Here is a 16,688-nt window from a genome sequence, read left to right as displayed (position 1 = left end):
TTTAATTTCACTCAAATGTTATATAAATAGGCCCTAATAATAAGTAAAAAATAACAGTGTTTATTTGAGTATTTTGTTATAAACACATTATCTATTGTTTATCATAAATAATTATATATTATTTAAAAAATTTGCAAAACTCAAAGCTGCATTGTAAAACATCGAAAAAACCCGAAAACAAAGAAGATTATACAACGATTTAAGTTAAATCGGTTAAAATCTAGATCACAAAAAAAACTATAAATTAATAAATTAATATGACCTTTAATCGATTAATTAGTTATTGCTATAAAAGCACACTTTCTTAATCAATTTTAATTTTAAAAAAACCTCACACACTTGAAATGCATTAAAATTCCTTCCCAAAACAAGCAAGCTTGCATTATTCAAATGTAAAATGTGACTTGAAAAATTATCCGCACAGATAGAAATATGACAAAATATGGTCTTGGAATCATACTACAAAACCACTCTTTGACAGGCATTGCCACTAATAATTTCGCATCAGTGATGCGTAAAGGTAATAAAAAATAAATTATTGCTTTTTAATTTTTAAAATTTATTATACTCTAAAAAAAATAAAAAACTGGAATAGTTAATCGTGAAAATTAAAATAAATAAAATAACCGCCTCTAGATTCAATGCATTGGCTACATATGCTAGAAATCCTCTTATTAAATCACATTCTCAAGAATTAGAATGGTTTGAAACTTCAGATGGAAAAATATTAGGCACTCTATTAGTCGATACAACTGACAATAATTATGCGGGAATAATATTTTCCCGTGACCTTAATAAGCGATATAGATTCATCGCATATACTGGCTTTGAAAATAACCTATCAAAAATTAAGAAAAAATTATTAAAACAAATTACAGAATTATATCCTTACGCCGATGAACGTGGAGTTCAAGGTGATGAAAATAGTTTAACTATGGATTTTTTTAAAGAGTTAAATAAAGGCAACATCAATCAGGATTTTCTTTTAGTAAAAAACTCAGCAGAATATAGTGCAGCCAAAAACATTCTTGAACCGTTAATGCGGTGGTATAACGATATAGATGGAAATTTTGTTGAGCAGTTTCAAACAACTGGTTTCAATCAAAGAGTATGGGAGCTTTTGTTATTCAGTGTATTCACTGAGAATGACTGTATTTTTGATTCTTCATTCAATGCTCCTGATTTTATTTTAACCCACATTAATGGTTTTAATACTATACAATTTTCAATTGAAGCGACAACTGTTAATAAACCTCTAGATCGCAATGGGTACCCTATTCAGATGCCAGAAGTTGATAGGTCGAAATTAGATAACTATAAAAATCTTTTGGTTAATTATTTCCCTACCAGATATTCTGGGCCATTACTTGCAAAGTTGAAAAAAAGATATTGGGAGCAAGAACACGTTGCCGGAAGACCTTTTGCTTTAGCTATAGCTGATTGTCAATTTAAAGGTGCCGGTAATATAAGTCATAATGCTTTGCCTTTGTATTTATACGGCTTTCAACAAATAGTAACATACGATGGTGTTTCAAAAAGAATTGACATTGATTTTCACCTATGGGGAACCAAGAAAGTTGAAGCTGGTTTTTTTAATTTGGAAGATTCAGAAAATATTAGTGCTGTACTTTTCTCCCCGGCCAGTGACATTGATAAGTTTAATAGAATGGGGCTTAAAGATGGTTTCAACGATGAAAAATATAAGATAAAACGCATTATAAAATCTCCTAACCCTAATAATTGGAACGTGGAAACAATTACAAAAATTTTGCCATCCAAGAATTACAATGAACGTTGGGATGAAGGTTTTATTGTTTATCATAACCCCAACGCATTATATCCTTTACCTGCATTTATTCTTCCAAACGCAACGCATTTCAAAATGGTGGGAGATCAATTGGTAACTGGATTTAATTGCATACCAGTGCTAGAACAAGCGTCAGAAATTATAAAGTATAAATAGCGCTAATGCGTTAGTGGCTTTTACATAGACTTTGAAATGGTTTATAATTAATGATTCATCTTACGAACTCCATACTAGTTAGTCAAATATTGTATACTGCTAAAGAGGGCTCCCAAATGTTTAGTTCTAATGACTATAATTTCATGACTAATAGCATGAAAATTGATGTTAGCTCTATTGAATCAAAATTGAATGAACCATTTTTTGCTGAATTTAAAAAAATTGCGATTAAAATAATAAACGAATATATAAAAGCCATTAAAAAAATTGATGACTCATGTTTAAAAAAGGATATTTACACATTAGAAAAGAATGAAACCCAGAGTTTTATAAATTTATATTTTCATACTATAACTCATTCAATTAAAGATGAAAATGCACTTCAGATTTTAGATACACTACGACACGTATTCTTGAGCTATGCATCCAACGGTCTTCATCAACTTTATACTCGTCAAGAAAATGAAGGTTGGTATCCAAAAATCATCCTCACTTCTATACTCTTTCCCAATGATATAGATTCCATGGATGAAAATTTAACGCTCTATCGTGGTTGTGACATATCGGAGTTTGAAAATATGACTTTCGGTCAAGCATGGACCATTTTACCAAGTATAGCAAAGGCATTTGCTTACGATTACTATTTTGATCAGAGTTGGTTTAATATTAGAAAAAGAGCCGTTTTAATCACTAATTACTCTAAAGAATTTGTTTTATTTTATGAGCAATCGGCGGAACAAGAAGTAGTAATCAATACAAGTAAACTAGGACTTGTCAAATTGATGGATGATAGTTAACTCTCTTTGATATTTAGAATCATGAATTCTAAGCAACCTAATCTATTGGTATTTATACTAAAAGATTAAATATTCAGCCTTTAACCTAAATAAAGCTTTCATCTATATGTTTATTTACTATGGTGCGTTTCCAAGTACTAATGAATGATTTTATATTTAAGTCAATAAAACCATAACAACTAATTACTTAATTGTTAGCACATCAAATGGTTACTTATTTTCACTAGTATATATTTCAGAGCAAATTTGGCATTTTTATTCACTGCCCAATAGAGCCATCAATTATACTTCTTGATTAAATTAAAAAAGGGGAGAGTAGCTTAAATATTAATTTAACATTTACAAATGAATTTTATAGCAATGATTTAAACCAAGCAACCAGTTACAACTTTAAACTTTTTAGTGATTATACTTTTATTTTGATAATCACTTATTATCCTTCCTATTTATAAAAATTTTATATCTGTTTAACTAAACATCTTGAAGCAAACCATTTCATTGGAATTCTTTTATAATTTATAATATAATTCATTTGCTTTATGAATTGATAAATTTAATAACAAAAGTATAAATTAGTTAAGAAATTACATTTTTAATAAAAAGGAGCTTTTATGATTCCACACGGCAATTACTTCATTGAACCTATTTGTCAAATAGGCAATGGAAGCTTTGGTAACGTTGAAAAAGTCACTCTCAACACATTAAATAAAAAATCTTGCGGAGAGTTTGCAAGAAAAATATTGATGAACCAACATGAAGATCCGGATTTATTAACTCGATTTAGAAGGGAAGTATTATATCAGGATCAATGTTTACACAAAAATGTTGCCCAAATTTTCATCTGTAGTTTCAGCACAACCCCAGCTTGGTTTGTGATGGAACTGGCTAACTCTAGTCTTGATACGGAAATGAGTGGTGGCACTTTAAGTAGAGATGATAAAGTAAAAATTGTTTTAATGATTGCTGAAGGTATTGCCTGGATTCATTCAAAAGGTTTTTTACATCGGGATATTAAGCCTCAGAACATCCTCAAATTCCCTGATAATACCTACAAGATATCTGATTTTGGCATTGCCCGACACATGGACCCAGAAGAAGCCAGTCGAATTCTCACTCAGGTAGGTCATTTCCCAAGAACACCAAAATATTTTGACCATAGTGTTGTATTATATGGATATTCTCGCCAATCAGATTTATTTTCCCTAGGGATAATAATAGAGGAGTTAAACATCGATGGATTTGATGATATAATCACGAAGTGTACTGACCGAAAATTACAGAATAGATATGTCAATGCAGAACAGCTTATAGTGGATTTAAAATCAGTGAGTGGAGTTGTCTAATTATGCTAAATTTAATCTCATCTTCATTTTTTTCATGTTCAAAGGAAGTTGGACGGATTAATCAAGACTCAGCCCTCCCTCCTGTTAAAATACCTAACGGTTACCTATTTGCTATAGCTGATGGTCTGGGTGGATATAAAGGTGGTAAAGAAGCATCTCAAAAAGTTATCGATTATCTTATTGAAAACTTTTCATATGAACAAAAAACCGAACTTTTAAATCTTTTTCCAAAACTCAAAGAAGAACTAAAATCTTTGAGTGAAACAGATAAAGAACTTGTTAATGCAGCAAGTACCTTAACTCTATGCCATGTAACTGCCGAATACGTTTTTATTGCCCATATAGGGGACTGTAGACTTTATGCAAAAAAATCTCTTAAATTAATACAATTGACTAAAGATCATACTCAACATCAAGCATATATTGATGAGGGTATATTCACATCACGTGAGCTTAAACATGCAAAGGGAAAAAACATATTAACTACAGCGATTTCTAAAACTCTTGAACTTAATTATAACCTTATAAAAATACCTATCGAAGAACTTGTCGATGAAAATGGGTTTTTATCGCTTTTCATCATGTCTGATGGCGCTCATTCTTTTTGGGAAAAACGCCCTCGTTTTTCTTCTAATACTTTATCTGAGCCTTCAAGGTTTATTACTAGTTTAAAAAATCGTATTGAAAAAGGTCCTCCAAGTGATGATTATTCTGCTATAGCAGTTAAATTTGAGTTTTAAAAAAACCACAAAAAATACACAACCTGGCTTTAAGGCTGGGTTTGTAATAATATAAATACTTATATCAAAAACCTTAATTCATGTAAAAATTATTCTAACCATTTTATCATGGTCTATTATATCTTTGATTCCAGCTGTATGCTCAATAGAAAATAAGAGTTATTAGTCTTTATTTCAATATTTTTAATAAATTATAACAATTTTTGCAACCCCACACTCAACCTCTCCAACTCCTCCAACCTTTCAAGATCCTCTTCACTCGCTATCCCATGCTTTTCTGCCCTTAACAACAGCGTAATTTCTCTCTCAATCAACCGCATTTCATCAGCCCTTTGCTTTTCAGCCTCTGCTGCCAAATTATCTCGCTCGGCGGCCTCATCAAATACCCACTTTTCTCCGTCCCAACGATCCCAAACGGAGCTTGGCTCGCTGATGGTTATGTTTTCTGGCAAAGGCCCAGGCGTATTAACGTGAACAACCTGCCCACTTTCGGTGCTGTAAAGCTTTACCCCGCGATAATCCTCGGCAACTACCCACTTGCCGTTCCTGAAAATTACTGCTGTGTATTCCCCGGCATCGGGCGGTTCGATTTCAGTACAGTGAGCCGGTAAGCCGGTGTGCGGCGGAATATAAGCGTCCCCTGCTCCGATGAATTCAAGAGTGTCGGCCCGCAGGTTATAGACTCGTATTGTTTGTGCTTTATCTGACATTTGAAACATTAGGCAAGCCTCACGATGTAGTTGAATGCAATATTTTTGACGGTGTTTTCGAGCTGTCCAAATGACGCTATTTGAATGTTATGGCTGTGAAAACCCATATCGATATAGTGGTTATGTCCGCCGATATCGGTGGTATGAGTGTGCGCACCAATATAAACACTGTGAGCATGAGCCCCTTCAATATTGGTCCTATTTTTCTCGTACCATCCCGTATTGTCTGTTCCTGTTCTCCAATCAGCCCATTTCGCCCCAGGTCCAGCAACGCCGCCTAAGTGATCATGAGTCCCCTGCACATCAGAACCTTTAGTTCCATAATCAAATTCACTTGTCGCTCGACTTCCGTAATCAAACCAACTGGCTGTTTTTCTCCCTAAATCGGTATCCCAAATATTTGCATCATGCTGATGAGATTTGACCTCGTCTATTTCGAATGAAAGTGCAACACGGCCGCTGGAAGGCGTGCCTTTTATGACCAGCCCACGTAGGTCGGGGATAATTCCATTCGGATACGCAAAGGCAAGATGAGGGTAAACGTCTGTATCAAAAATCTGACCAGCCATCATCGCTGACCCCGTTGGCAATATATTCGACGGCCATGGGATAGGCGCTCCTATCGGGTATTCGGTGCCTAACACCCCAATATTTTTGAGAAACTCAGGCTTATTCTCAATATCTGCCCCGTTCTGATCCACCCGCAAAAAAAGCCCGTCACCGGTTGAGACATCCAACGTTATTTCTTGGGTATCTGATACCGCCAGACGAAACTGCAAATTGATACTCACGCCTGATATTGGCTTCTCCAGCGCGGCGCAATTGGCAATGGCGTAAAGTTCACCCTGATCGGTTAATAACCCAATTTCACGAATGGTAAATCCACCAATACCGGAGGGTAATACCAGCATGGCCATCATCTGGTTATCCTGAGCTGGCGACACTTTCAGGCTGGAAATATACCCGCGATAAACTTCGTTAACGAGCTTAGTGGCGTTGGCGTCAGGCACCTGTTCGTAACCACCGCCATCGCCCACAATGAATTCGCTTAACACGATAATTTTCTGCTCCGTTATCGCCTCTGCGGCACGCGCGCGTCCTGTGTGAGTAATCACACTATAAAATTTTGCCATGGTCTGTTTCCCTTCCTTCTATATCTACATCAACGTGAAACGTCACCGCGCCGCCGATGAAAAACTCGCCCGTGCTGCCAATGTCAGAAATCACATCGATTGAACTGAGCCAGCTGCGCAGGTTTTTGGATTTATCGGTTTGACGGCGGATTTGGTCGTAAAGTAGCGCTGAGATTGCCGTGTCGCTGTAAACCAGCACACGGAAGGTGTAAGGCATTGCGCGAGGAGATTCCTGCCACCACTCAACAACGGTAGTTGGAAAGCCGACAGCCGCGAGTGAGCGCCGGACTGCGCCTGCCGTGCCACGATGCTGGTGCACATAGGCCGCATCGCTGATCACCTGTCGCTTCTGGTTTCCAGTCCAATCGGGCTCCCAAGAATCTACGGCATATTCCCAAGCCAACCATGGCAACAAACTTGAAAGGCATCGTTTCGGCTCTTTAGTTTCGCGGATGTCATTTGGAATGGCGGCAATCCACCACGTCGATGCCTCTTCAAGCGCCCGTTCCGCCGGACTAGCGTTTAGGGGCAAGAGGGATTTGAACATCATCCGGCTTGTCTCCCTGATACAAACTTATGTCGATTGCAATGCAATAAGGCGCAACGCCAATGTCGCTTTCAATGCCCATCGTCGGGTTAAGTAAGTGAACCTGTTTTACGCCTGGCTGATGCAGTGCATGATAGATGCCTGATAATGGAATTTCGGCTTCAATGCGGTGAATGGTTTTAAGGTATTTCTCCAACTCGTTAAACGCATTATTCAAGACAAGCTGCGGATCGGGTCCTTCAGGAATATCGAGCTGGGCTGTAACGCCGTAATGACTGATAGCCGCTGGCGCGATCCTCACATAATCACTCAACGGACGCGTTTCATCTTCGTTGAGCGCGGCACTAACTTTGTCGAGCAGTGCGGCGGATGCAAAGCCATTCCCCGTTCGGGAAAGAATATAAACATCGATTTCACCCGGGCGGCCATGTGTTTCAGGGCCATAACACTCTGCATCGAGCACATCGGCATCAGCCGATTTGGCATGAAAACGATAGGCATCGCGGCTACCGGCGGTATTAAGCTGCGACCAACTGAGCTGAATACGCGCGCGAAAGGCTTCATCTTCCTCGAGCACGGCATCAAGCGGTGGAATGGCATCGGGTTGTGCCGCTGCAATTTCCAGACGAGCCACGTTAAATCCTGCACCTAATTGATCGAGGTCTGCCTTTCTCGCGCTAGCCAGTAGCACGCCGCGTATAGCATCGTTTACGCGCTGCATCAGCAACGTGCTTTGATAAGCCAGCACTTCGCCCTGTTTATAAACGGGGTCAGACTCCACCAGCGCATCGTAGGTAGGGTCTAACTCTCGCAACCTGGCTAACCACGAGCGAAAAATGTCATTCGGATCGCCCGCTAACAGCAAATCCGGTACCGGTAATTTCGAAAGGTCGAGAATTTTAGGACTGATCGCCATAGAGCGGGATCCTGTTCAGAGTGATTGATGCGCCGGTTTCTTTGTGGATGCCCTCGACCGTAACTTCGATAGCGCTTTGCCCCACGACCGTCACCTGCACACGCATTACTTTCAGCCGCGGCTCCCATTTGGATAGCGCGATTGCTGTAGCGGCGATGATCCGCAGGCGGTTACTTTCATCGAGCGGGTTATCTACCCGTTGATGCAGATCGCTGCCGTAGTCGCGGCGCATCACACGCGAGCCTTTGGGCGTAGTTAAAATATCGATAACCGATTGCCGTAAATGCTCGACACCGGAGAGCCGTTTACCTGTTTTTGCACAGACACCGTGCATAAGTTGCTCCTGCGTTAACCAAAATAATCGGGTCCTTTGGGCTTCTCGTCTTTCTTTTTGCCTTTGCTGGATGCGGGCTTGAGGTCAACAGCCAGCGAGAAATCGACCGTCATCCCCTGAGCGCTTAGCTGGTAAATCATGGATTCGATCAACCAACGGCGGTCTTCACGATCGCCAAATCCTTGCGTGATAATCCGCGCTTCGGCGGTAAGCGGAAGATGCCATGGCCGACACGGGCCGCTGAGATTCATGCGCTGCTGATTGCGATTAACCTGCGTTTTTTTAGCCACGGCCTGTTGAGCAGCCTGGCTTTTTTCGGGTTGGGTAAAAGCGTTGGAAATGTCCGGCCCGTGACTCTCCTGCGTTAGCAGACGGGTTTGGCCGGTCTGCTCGTCGTAATAGGCCACGCCGATTTTTCCCTGCTCTTTTTTACTGTCGCCGGAGGAGCTAGCGGACGCCGCGCCGCGCTGTCCTTCGCTGTAACTCCAATTGGAAACGTCACTAGGTTTGAGCTCTATTTCTGCCAGCGCTTTTCCACTGGCCGACGCCGCCTGCCCCTGCTCGAGGAACAGCCAGTAACCGCCGCTGGGTTTGCTCACCGCGTTATAGGTGCGGGCGAGTCGCGTCAGTAAATTGGCATCGGATTCGGCAATTTGGTCGAGATGAGAAATCAGAATCCCAGAGAGTTTGGCGGTGATTCTGGGCTTTAGGCCGTGTTCACTTGCCACCGTTTTGACGATATCGCCGAGGGTGACGGCGTTCCAGCTACGTGTTTTGTGGCTCTGCACGTTGCCAATCTGCTTTTCACTGTTCATTGGCGCGGCAGTGGCGTATACCACCAGCTTGCGCGGCGGTCCGCTGCTGCCCACTCCGTTAACCACAAACCAGCCCTTATCCTGCAACGCGCCGTTGAATCCGAGCGCAACTTTCAACCGTGCCCCCTTTGGCGGCAGAGGTAGCGTCTCACCCTGAAGCGTGATTTGTAACTCGTCAGTTTTGGCCGTCGCGCCGCCGTTATCGGTAAGCCGTAGTTCTATCAGGCTTTGTTGAATGGCTTTGGTAATGTCTTTACCCTCCGCGGAAAGGCTGAACTCGGGGCGGTATTCCTTTTGCGATTCCTGAGTCTCATGTGTGTTCATGCTTAATCCCAGAGAGGGGTCGATGAATAGGTAACGGGCGGCGTGAGATCGGGCAGATAAATTGAAATGCCAGCCGGATAAACGGCATTAAGATCGGCCAGACCGCGATTGGCTTCGAGGACGGCCAGCAACGTTTGTCCCAGATTCGCGTTGCCATAATGGTGAAAGCAGACGGCGTCGAGCACGTCGCCCTCACGGGTTAGATAGTTCGTCGGCATAATTTTTTAGCGTCAGGTTGAAGGATTTATGGCGCGGCACGCCGCCTGGCAGAAAGGAGGTCGTAGTATCTGAATATTCAGTGATAACCCACCAACCCAGTACGTCGCCGAAACCGCTAACCAGCTGCTGCGGCTCGGCCTTGTCGGCCAATATGAAGAGGTCATCAAGCGCGGTTAACCCCTTGCGAAACAAGGCGTGAGTCTCGCCGGTAAGTTTGACGCTTCGCGGATCTTTGCCCGTATATTGCAGCAGCGCCTGCTCCCCTATTCGCTCCTGCGCGCTCCATCGCCAACTGGCCTCACGGATTAGCTGACTATAAGCGGCCGTATCGACGGAAAATTCAAAACTCCCCAGCATCAGCATGACCTGCGGCGGATCGTCGGCGGCAGCGCGCCTTCTGTTGGCAAAGTTTTGTTGTTCGAACATGCCGACAACCTGACTGATGATGGCCATTACCAGTTGCTCCCCACGTCATAAAGTGCGTTGTTACCATTAAAAATATCGGCGCGACGGGCTTCGTTGATGACCGTGTCGGCGAGCTGATGAGCATCCTGTCCAGGCTGCGTAGAGATGTTGATGTTCAGCGCCTGATGGCGATTGTCTTCAACTCGCATTGCGTTTTTACCGCTTTCAATTTCCGAAACCCTTTGCATCAGCGAGGGCCATTGGCCAACGGTTGGCTCGTCTTCGTTAAGCTTTTTGCGCTGCCTCGTGACCTCTGTATCAAAATCAAAAGAAAAAGACTCACCCGCTTTGCCATCAATTTCTTCAAGCAGGCCTTGAGTTAATCTTTTTTGGAGTGCATCGGGCATAAAATGGGATTTCCAAAACCCTGCTTTATCTTCGCCCGCTGCCCATTGATTACGCAGATCTCGAATCACCTCCGGCTTATCGACCTTCTCCGCGAACCACTCTTTTAACCCGCGTTTATCCGCTAGTAGGCGTGCTATATCAACCGACCCCCCCATTGCCAGATTTTGTAAAATGCTCTTTTTATTTTCTCTATCGTTTGGCAGCAACCACGAAAGTTTTTTAGCTAACGCAAAGGCTATTTTGCCGACATAAATCAGCCCGTTGCCGAATGAAATAATTTGGGGATACCAGTCATCATGTAGTGCGCGAACGATTGAACTGATGCCGCCATTTTTGAACCACGCGGCCATTTCGGTAGCCACCAGCTGGATCTGCGGTGCCAGCTCATTACCCAGCGCGCCGGCGATTTCTTCGGCACTGGAAGACAACACCGTGGTGAGATTATTCACCGCGAGATTACCCCGTTTTGCTCCATCTGCGCCCTGCTGGGTAACGAGGTTGTAACGCTTTTGCTCGTTAATTAAATCTTGATAGCTTTGACCGGAACGTTTAATTAACATCAGCACCTTGCTGGACTCGCCACCGAACAGTGAGTCCAGTGCGAACGAGCTTTTGGATTCGTCTTTCAGGGACAACGCGCGCTCAATAATTTTATCGAACTGCTGAATATCGCTGAGACCCGCCAGCGCACCTGCGCCAAAACCCAGCGTTTCAAATGCCTCTTGCAGCGAACCTTGTTTGCCAGTCTGTTTGTACTCCCCGGATTTGTGCAGGTATTCTTCGAACAGGTCGCCGAAATGATCGCCGTCTAGCCCGAACTGCTTGCCCAGCGAATCCCAGGCGTTGTAGGTTTCAACGCCGACGCCATAACTGCGCGCCTTGCCTGCTTTTTCGGTAGTTTTGGCATTTAACGCAATAGGTGAAACTAGCGCGCCGATCGCCGCCGACACCAGTCCGCTACCGCCGCCGCTTATGTTGATGCTGCCGGAAAACGCTGACGTTGCGGCGCTAAAAGCTTTGGCCATAATGCCTCCAGCCATCCCTTTAATGCCCTGCACGCGTTCGACCTGTTGTAAATCGCGGTTAAATCCTGACTGCGCCGCGCTCGCCTTCTTAATCTCCTTGGTCACATTGCTGTAATCGCGTTTCAGGGAGGAGATATCCTTCCCCGCCAGCTTGGCTTTCTTGATTTGCTCCGCCAACTGTTTCTGCTGTTTGGTAAGTTTCTGCGACTGCTGCTCAATGGTTTTAAGATTCTTTTTGATCGCCGCCGTAGATTGGGACCAACTGCTGGTCAGCTTGCCGCCAAAGGTGATGGTTGCTTTGAGATGTTGGCTAATTCCGCCCACGATTTACCGCCTCGGCTTCCTGCCATAAAAATTCATTAAATGCGCCGAATGGCATGTCCAGATAATCGGCCATCGAGAAATGTAGCCTGCGGCCAAGCAGCCTCAAGCAGCGCTGGATCTCGACTTCTGACGCTTCGCGGGCGGTAACATAAAACGGTTGAAGGTCTCCTGCAGCTGGATCTGATCGGCCATTGTCAGCGACTGCATGTCCTCATCGTTGATATCGCAAAGCAGCGCCAGCATGCGCGTTTCTTTCTCTTCTTCGTTGCCGCGATCTTTGGCATACACCAGTCGGTCGCGCACCAACGGCTCGCGCATGGTAATTGTGGTCAACTCACTGCCATTTTCGAGAATCAATGGACTATAAAGGGTGATAGTTTCCGAAGTGCCGGGATATTTCATGATTTTTCTCCATAAAAAAACGGCCCGAATTGGGCCGTTGATTAAAACCGATTTGAATTAACACAGAGCGGTTTAATTACTTTAAATTAATGTTTGATCTGAATATAAGAATCAACATTTCAGCGCTTACTGGACCGAATAATCGTTTTCCATAATTCCAGCTTCATCGAGTTTTATTGATAACCACTCCAGTTTTTCTAAGAGGATAAAGTTTAAAGACTCTTTAGTTGCTGGGGATTCAACTTCGATAATTGACTGAGAGAGCGCTCGGCAATGTACGACAACATCTTCAATTGTTAGCGGGATAGCATCAATCATGACGCACCGCCGGATGTGTACGAACGAACGGGGGGTAAATATGAAGGAGAATATTAGGCATTTTATTGCCTCCGTTGGGTTTGTAATTAGCTACCCCAGAGACGCCAGCCCTTGGTGGTAGCCCGAACGGAGTTGGCGTACCGGCCCCAACGGATCCCGGCCCTCTTTTCAGAAGCCCCGCCCGAGCCACCATTGATACAGATGTGCTTGAGCCTTCAAATACATCCTAAGCGTGTATTTGAATTCCGTTAGAGATATTCAGAACGCCAATTCCGGCAGCGACATTCATCACTACACAAAAATAATACACTACCCGATGATTTCAAGTTCGCACTATATTAGCATAATGATACTTTTAGGACTAATTGCAGATTTTAGTTTGATAAATAATAATAAATGCGAAATGGGTGAATCACAATTGAACATGCTCATATCAATTTTAAGTTTTTTTTATATTATTCTACTTCATCATAACTTTCTTCATAATCTTTCTTTCGGTGCTTAAAATTCTTGACTGAGAGAGCATGTCTGGTTTTTTGCGCCACAACCGGTATACGCCCAAATTTAGACTTCTTTCCTTTATGAGCATTAGGGGAAACAGCGTTTAAAGGTTCCATTTTAATTTTACTCAAAATTGATTGAATACGGCCAAACTGACCGTATTTTCTTCGTTAAATTTAAAAAAATATTAACTTAACGTGGTTATGTTTTTTCCAGTATAAAATTTTCGTCAAGATTTAATGATAGCCATTCTATTTTTTCTGCAAGTACAAAGTTTAAAGATTCTTTAACTACAAGAGAGTTACTTTCAATAATAGCCTGAGATAATGCGCGGCAATGTTGGACGACGTCTTCAGTCGACAGTGGGGTCGCATCAATCATGGCGCACCGCCGGATGTGTACGAACGAACGGGGGGTAATTTACGATATTAAGCATTTGGCATTCCTGACGTGAATGATTCGATACTACCAAATGAGATGCTAAACTCATGGGTGGTAGCTCAGACGGAGTTAGCATACCGGTCACGACAGAACCCGGCGCCCCTTTCGAGGCCACCGCCTGAGCCACCATTGAGATGAGCTCAAACAAAGCCTGATAATATGTTATCAGACTCTGCCGTTTTATCAGAATGCTAATTCCGGCTGCGGGTTTTTCGCAGCTCAATAACTATACAGCAATTGAAATAGCGGAGTACGCAATAAATCATCAATAGATCGCTTTTAGGACTAACTGCATTTTATAAGAGCATGCATAATCAAATAATAATTAACGATTAATAATTCTAACAATTCATCTGGGTGATTATGGAAAATACAAAGCAGTTTATATTAGACGGTCTTGCAAGATTTAACTTAAGCGATTTGCCTGGGCGTCCATACGATACAGCATTTGACGTTATGGCGGCCGCACCTACGAGAAAGCGTTTGGTCATGATGGGTTTTAATGGCTCATCTGTAGATTCAAAAATGACTAACGCCAAATCTGTCATTAACGACCATTCTTCCCCGTATGTCTCAAACGTTCAAAGTGGTACAGAGGGTTCATGGGGTATCACACATCTCGCTAGACGATTACAACAAGTTCCGTCGTGGCTAGGTTATGACTGGCAAGATGTGATTTACACCAATGCGCTAATGATGTGCTCCAATAATGCTGCATCATTAAAGAAAGAAGCCTTAGAGTTTAATCAAACGATTACTGATGTGATTGAGAATTCAATGGGTTTTTTTGAGCATGTAACGATACCTTTATGTAGTCCGGAGGTAATTGTCGCTTACAGCAACAGCCTTCATTCTCTCTCTGCGGCTAGCCTGCTACTCAAACATTTTGGTGATATATCTACACTAAAATATTCCCACCCAAAGGGTTACCACACAACCTTTGGCTTTATGGCAACAATCAACGGCAAAAAGATACCTGTTATCTGCTTACGTCATATGTCGAGATTCAAACCGGAAGAATCATACGTTAAAGAAGCTCTTTCGCTAGTTAAAGGTTATGAAAATAAATAGGCATAAAGCAGCACCGTAATATTCAAAAACTAAGCCGCATATTCATTTAGAAAACCACTTTATTTCAGAGGTAAATATGAATTCAATCAAAGGACTGTCATCAGATAAATTTCTTAGTACACTGCTAAGCCACTTTGTTAAGCCGGTTGAGCTGGTGACTGCCGCGCGAAAGCAACCCTTTACTATTTACAGTGAAAACGGCCGACTGTTTATTGAAAACTCTAAAGGTAATAAGCGTAATCTTAGTGAAAGTGAGTTGATAGAGTTTCATAAATTACTTACGGAAACAGGTAGTTCTGCGCCTGCAACTTATCAGGACATAACGTTCAATTCGTCCTATTTGTTAGCGGCCGTGGAACACATAAACTCAAAGCAAATTGTCAGCTCTGATGAAATGCCAGGTTATCGATTACTGACTGGACCCGATGATTCGACTTTTTGTCGCCGTGTTTCTGAGGCGCTCAAGGCTGGGTATGTTTTATATGGCAATCCGGCACTGACCTACGATTCAGAAAAAAAGACCGTTATTGCGGCACAAGCTGTCATCTGGCAGGATAGGAAATTGTAAAATCTTTAAGTGAATAAATACTTCCCGATGCAAAAATTACAGCAAGTCAATCGGGAGGTATAACTTGATGAATTGTAATTCAATAAACCATTTTTAATTTTGCTTTTCAACTTAAGAATCTTTGAGGTTTTTCAAGGGCCTTTCAGTAACAATATTGACAATATGCTTACAAGCAAAAGGGATGGGGTTCAATTTCCTTGTACCCCATTCATTTAATCGATAAGCAGCCATTCTGCCTATGTCCCATGGAATAAAACCATTTACGCCACAGGCATCTTCACCAAGTTCTTCTATAAATTTATTCTCGGTAGTATCATAAATTTCAACTAAGCCGCGTTTACGCATACTGTTTGCCCAGAGGGTTGCACCTTTAATAGTCTGCAAATTGTCGCATGCAAGGTAGACATATTTTTCTACCAAATAACTATAAGCGATGCTCGCCACTCCGGAACCAGTGAAATCAGTATGGGTAAATACGCCTCTAATTTGTTTACCTTGTGCGGCGTGGCCAAACTTATCGATAAGATTGAAATCAATATAAGAAGCCCTAAATACGGTTTTAGACGGATTCAATCCATATAGACCCGTTTGACTAAGTTCATAACCAATTTCTAAGGGATCCCAACCCAATCTTTTTAAGCGTTTGATTTCGTATTCTTCAGCTATAGGGTCTATGGACTTTAAATGCTCACCTATTATGCAGTAAGGATAATTGGATTCAATAAGCTGATATTCCGTAAAACGATAAAGGCTAAAGTCATTGGAGGTAAAGTAAAATATATTTAAGACCACCAACTTGGTGGCTCTTGGCATCTTATTTAAGTCTTTTTCATAATCTTCAATTTCAGGAAAGAATCTATTATCTTGACCAATTAGAGACGGCACCATGTATTGACCAACTTCAGTGATGGATCATTGTTATCCATCTTACCGAATGTTTTCATAAAAGACTCTACTGAACGTTTAATTTTGGAAGAAATATCATCATTAAAACTTATTAAATCAGGGTGCTGTTCTGCAACATTAAAGATAAAAGAAGTTATCGTCCCTCTTACTACCACTTCAGTTAAAGGTTTTATAAGCGAAGTTGAATTTGATATTTTTTCTGCGCGATCTACATCACTCTTCAAAGTCACAATAAAGTGTTGGCGGTTGGCTGATTCCCGACTCAACATGCGACGAACTTCGACAGCATCTTCAATATTATGAATATTTAAAGGAAAGCTATCGATAACTGCAGTATTAGTGCGAATAGTCTGCATTGAACGAGTATTATCATGATAGTCGAGCATATTTTCACCTTAGCCGCATCTTTATAGGATGTATTCGGCAACCTCCTTGAAGGGAGGATTTAGAAGCTACGATAATGCGTAGCGATAAAACC

General features: G+C 42.0%; 20 protein-coding genes. 6 read left to right on the top strand and 14 right to left on the bottom strand.

Going from position 1 to position 16,688, the window contains the following annotated elements; translation table 11 throughout:
* Positions 1-601 precede the first annotated feature (601 nt).
* The 4 genes from SC206_RS18490 (at position 602) to SC206_RS18475 (ending at position 4,843) form a co-directional block, all read left to right on the top strand.
* Entirely contained in the window at positions 602-1,963 is a 1,362-nt protein-coding gene (locus SC206_RS18490) for a hypothetical protein (protein WP_332739537.1), read from the top strand.
* A 155-nt stretch (positions 1,964-2,118) separates the two neighbouring features.
* Positions 2,119-2,760 carry a hypothetical protein gene (locus tag SC206_RS18485; RefSeq protein WP_332739535.1) on the top strand — a complete coding sequence of 214 codons (642 nt, stop codon included), beginning with the start codon at positions 2,119-2,121 and terminating at the stop codon, positions 2,758-2,760.
* Between the two features lie 611 nt (positions 2,761-3,371).
* Entirely contained in the window at positions 3,372-4,103 is a 732-nt protein-coding gene (locus SC206_RS18480; RefSeq protein ID WP_332739532.1) for a protein kinase domain-containing protein, read from the top strand.
* A gap of 2 nt (positions 4,104-4,105) precedes the next feature.
* Positions 4,106-4,843, top strand: coding sequence for a PP2C family protein-serine/threonine phosphatase (locus SC206_RS18475; RefSeq protein WP_332739530.1), 738 nt, complete (start codon positions 4,106-4,108; stop codon positions 4,841-4,843).
* Positions 4,844-5,034: 191 nt separating this feature from the next.
* Here the strand turns inward: SC206_RS18475 and SC206_RS18470 are convergent, their stop codons facing one another.
* The 12 genes from SC206_RS18470 to SC206_RS18415 form a co-directional block, all read right to left on the bottom strand.
* On the bottom strand, positions 5,035-5,562 hold the full coding sequence (locus SC206_RS18470) for a tail fiber assembly protein (protein ID WP_332739528.1): 528 nt from the start codon (positions 5,560-5,562) through the stop codon (positions 5,035-5,037).
* Positions 5,562-6,686: a phage tail-collar fiber domain-containing protein gene (locus SC206_RS18465; protein ID WP_332739526.1), complete on the bottom strand. Its 1,125-nt coding sequence runs from the start codon at positions 6,684-6,686 to the stop codon at positions 5,562-5,564. The genes SC206_RS18470 and SC206_RS18465 overlap by 1 nt, the downstream gene beginning before the upstream one ends.
* The gene (locus SC206_RS18460; RefSeq protein ID WP_332739524.1) at positions 6,670-7,236 is read right to left on the bottom strand and encodes a phage tail protein I; all 567 of its coding nucleotides are present in this window, start codon (positions 7,234-7,236) and stop codon (positions 6,670-6,672) included. Before SC206_RS18460 ends, SC206_RS18465 begins: the two co-directional genes overlap by 17 nt.
* On the bottom strand, positions 7,202-8,149 hold the full coding sequence (locus SC206_RS18455) for a baseplate assembly protein (protein ID WP_332739522.1): 948 nt from the start codon (positions 8,147-8,149) through the stop codon (positions 7,202-7,204). Before SC206_RS18455 ends, SC206_RS18460 begins: the two co-directional genes overlap by 35 nt.
* The gene (locus SC206_RS18450) at positions 8,133-8,483 is read right to left on the bottom strand and encodes a GPW/gp25 family protein (RefSeq protein WP_332739520.1); all 351 of its coding nucleotides are present in this window, start codon (positions 8,481-8,483) and stop codon (positions 8,133-8,135) included. The genes SC206_RS18455 and SC206_RS18450 overlap by 17 nt, the downstream gene beginning before the upstream one ends.
* 14 nt (positions 8,484-8,497) lie before the next feature.
* Positions 8,498-9,622 carry a contractile injection system protein, VgrG/Pvc8 family gene (locus SC206_RS18445; RefSeq protein WP_332739518.1) on the bottom strand — a complete coding sequence of 375 codons (1,125 nt, stop codon included), beginning with the start codon at positions 9,620-9,622 and terminating at the stop codon, positions 8,498-8,500.
* A 2-nt stretch (positions 9,623-9,624) separates the two neighbouring features.
* Complete coding sequence (locus tag SC206_RS18440) at positions 9,625-9,840, bottom strand: tail protein X (RefSeq protein WP_332739516.1); 216 nt, start codon at positions 9,838-9,840, stop codon at positions 9,625-9,627.
* Positions 9,815-10,294, bottom strand: a complete 480-nt coding sequence (locus tag SC206_RS18435; protein ID WP_332739514.1) for a phage tail protein — start codon at positions 10,292-10,294, stop codon at positions 9,815-9,817. The genes SC206_RS18440 and SC206_RS18435 overlap by 26 nt, the downstream gene beginning before the upstream one ends.
* Positions 10,294-12,003, bottom strand: coding sequence for a hypothetical protein (locus SC206_RS18430; RefSeq protein WP_332739513.1), 1,710 nt, complete (start codon positions 12,001-12,003; stop codon positions 10,294-10,296). The genes SC206_RS18435 and SC206_RS18430 overlap by 1 nt, the downstream gene beginning before the upstream one ends.
* 102 nt (positions 12,004-12,105) lie before the next feature.
* A complete protein-coding gene (locus SC206_RS18425; RefSeq protein ID WP_332739512.1) occupies positions 12,106-12,405 on the bottom strand; it encodes a phage tail assembly protein in 300 nt (99 codons plus the stop codon).
* Between the two features lie 126 nt (positions 12,406-12,531).
* Positions 12,532-12,723: a hypothetical protein gene (locus SC206_RS18420; RefSeq protein WP_332739511.1), complete on the bottom strand. Its 192-nt coding sequence runs from the start codon at positions 12,721-12,723 to the stop codon at positions 12,532-12,534.
* A 702-nt stretch (positions 12,724-13,425) separates the two neighbouring features.
* Positions 13,426-13,605, bottom strand: coding sequence for a hypothetical protein (locus tag SC206_RS18415; protein ID WP_332739509.1), 180 nt, complete (start codon positions 13,603-13,605; stop codon positions 13,426-13,428).
* Between the two features lie 423 nt (positions 13,606-14,028).
* Between SC206_RS18415 and SC206_RS18410 the strand changes: the two genes are divergently transcribed.
* Complete coding sequence (locus SC206_RS18410) at positions 14,029-14,736, top strand: hypothetical protein (RefSeq protein WP_332739507.1); 708 nt, start codon at positions 14,029-14,031, stop codon at positions 14,734-14,736.
* A 76-nt stretch (positions 14,737-14,812) separates the two neighbouring features.
* Positions 14,813-15,304, top strand: a complete 492-nt coding sequence (locus SC206_RS18405; protein ID WP_332739502.1) for a DUF1737 domain-containing protein — start codon at positions 14,813-14,815, stop codon at positions 15,302-15,304.
* Between the two features lie 111 nt (positions 15,305-15,415).
* Here SC206_RS18405 and SC206_RS18400 read toward each other — a convergent pair whose 3' ends face one another.
* Together SC206_RS18400 and SC206_RS18395 are read right to left on the bottom strand one after the other, a co-directional pair.
* Positions 15,416-16,192, bottom strand: coding sequence for a hypothetical protein (locus SC206_RS18400; protein WP_332739500.1), 777 nt, complete (start codon positions 16,190-16,192; stop codon positions 15,416-15,418).
* Positions 16,177-16,596, bottom strand: a complete 420-nt coding sequence (locus SC206_RS18395; RefSeq protein ID WP_332739498.1) for a hypothetical protein — start codon at positions 16,594-16,596, stop codon at positions 16,177-16,179. Before SC206_RS18395 ends, SC206_RS18400 begins: the two co-directional genes overlap by 16 nt.
* Positions 16,597-16,688 lie beyond the last annotated feature (92 nt).

The sequence above is a fragment of the Rouxiella sp. T17 genome, assembly GCF_036663475.1.
GTDB lineage: Bacteria > Pseudomonadota > Gammaproteobacteria > Enterobacterales > Enterobacteriaceae > Rouxiella.
The sequence above is the reverse complement of the archived record's forward strand: the minus strand, read 5'-3'. Positions and strand labels throughout refer to the sequence as shown.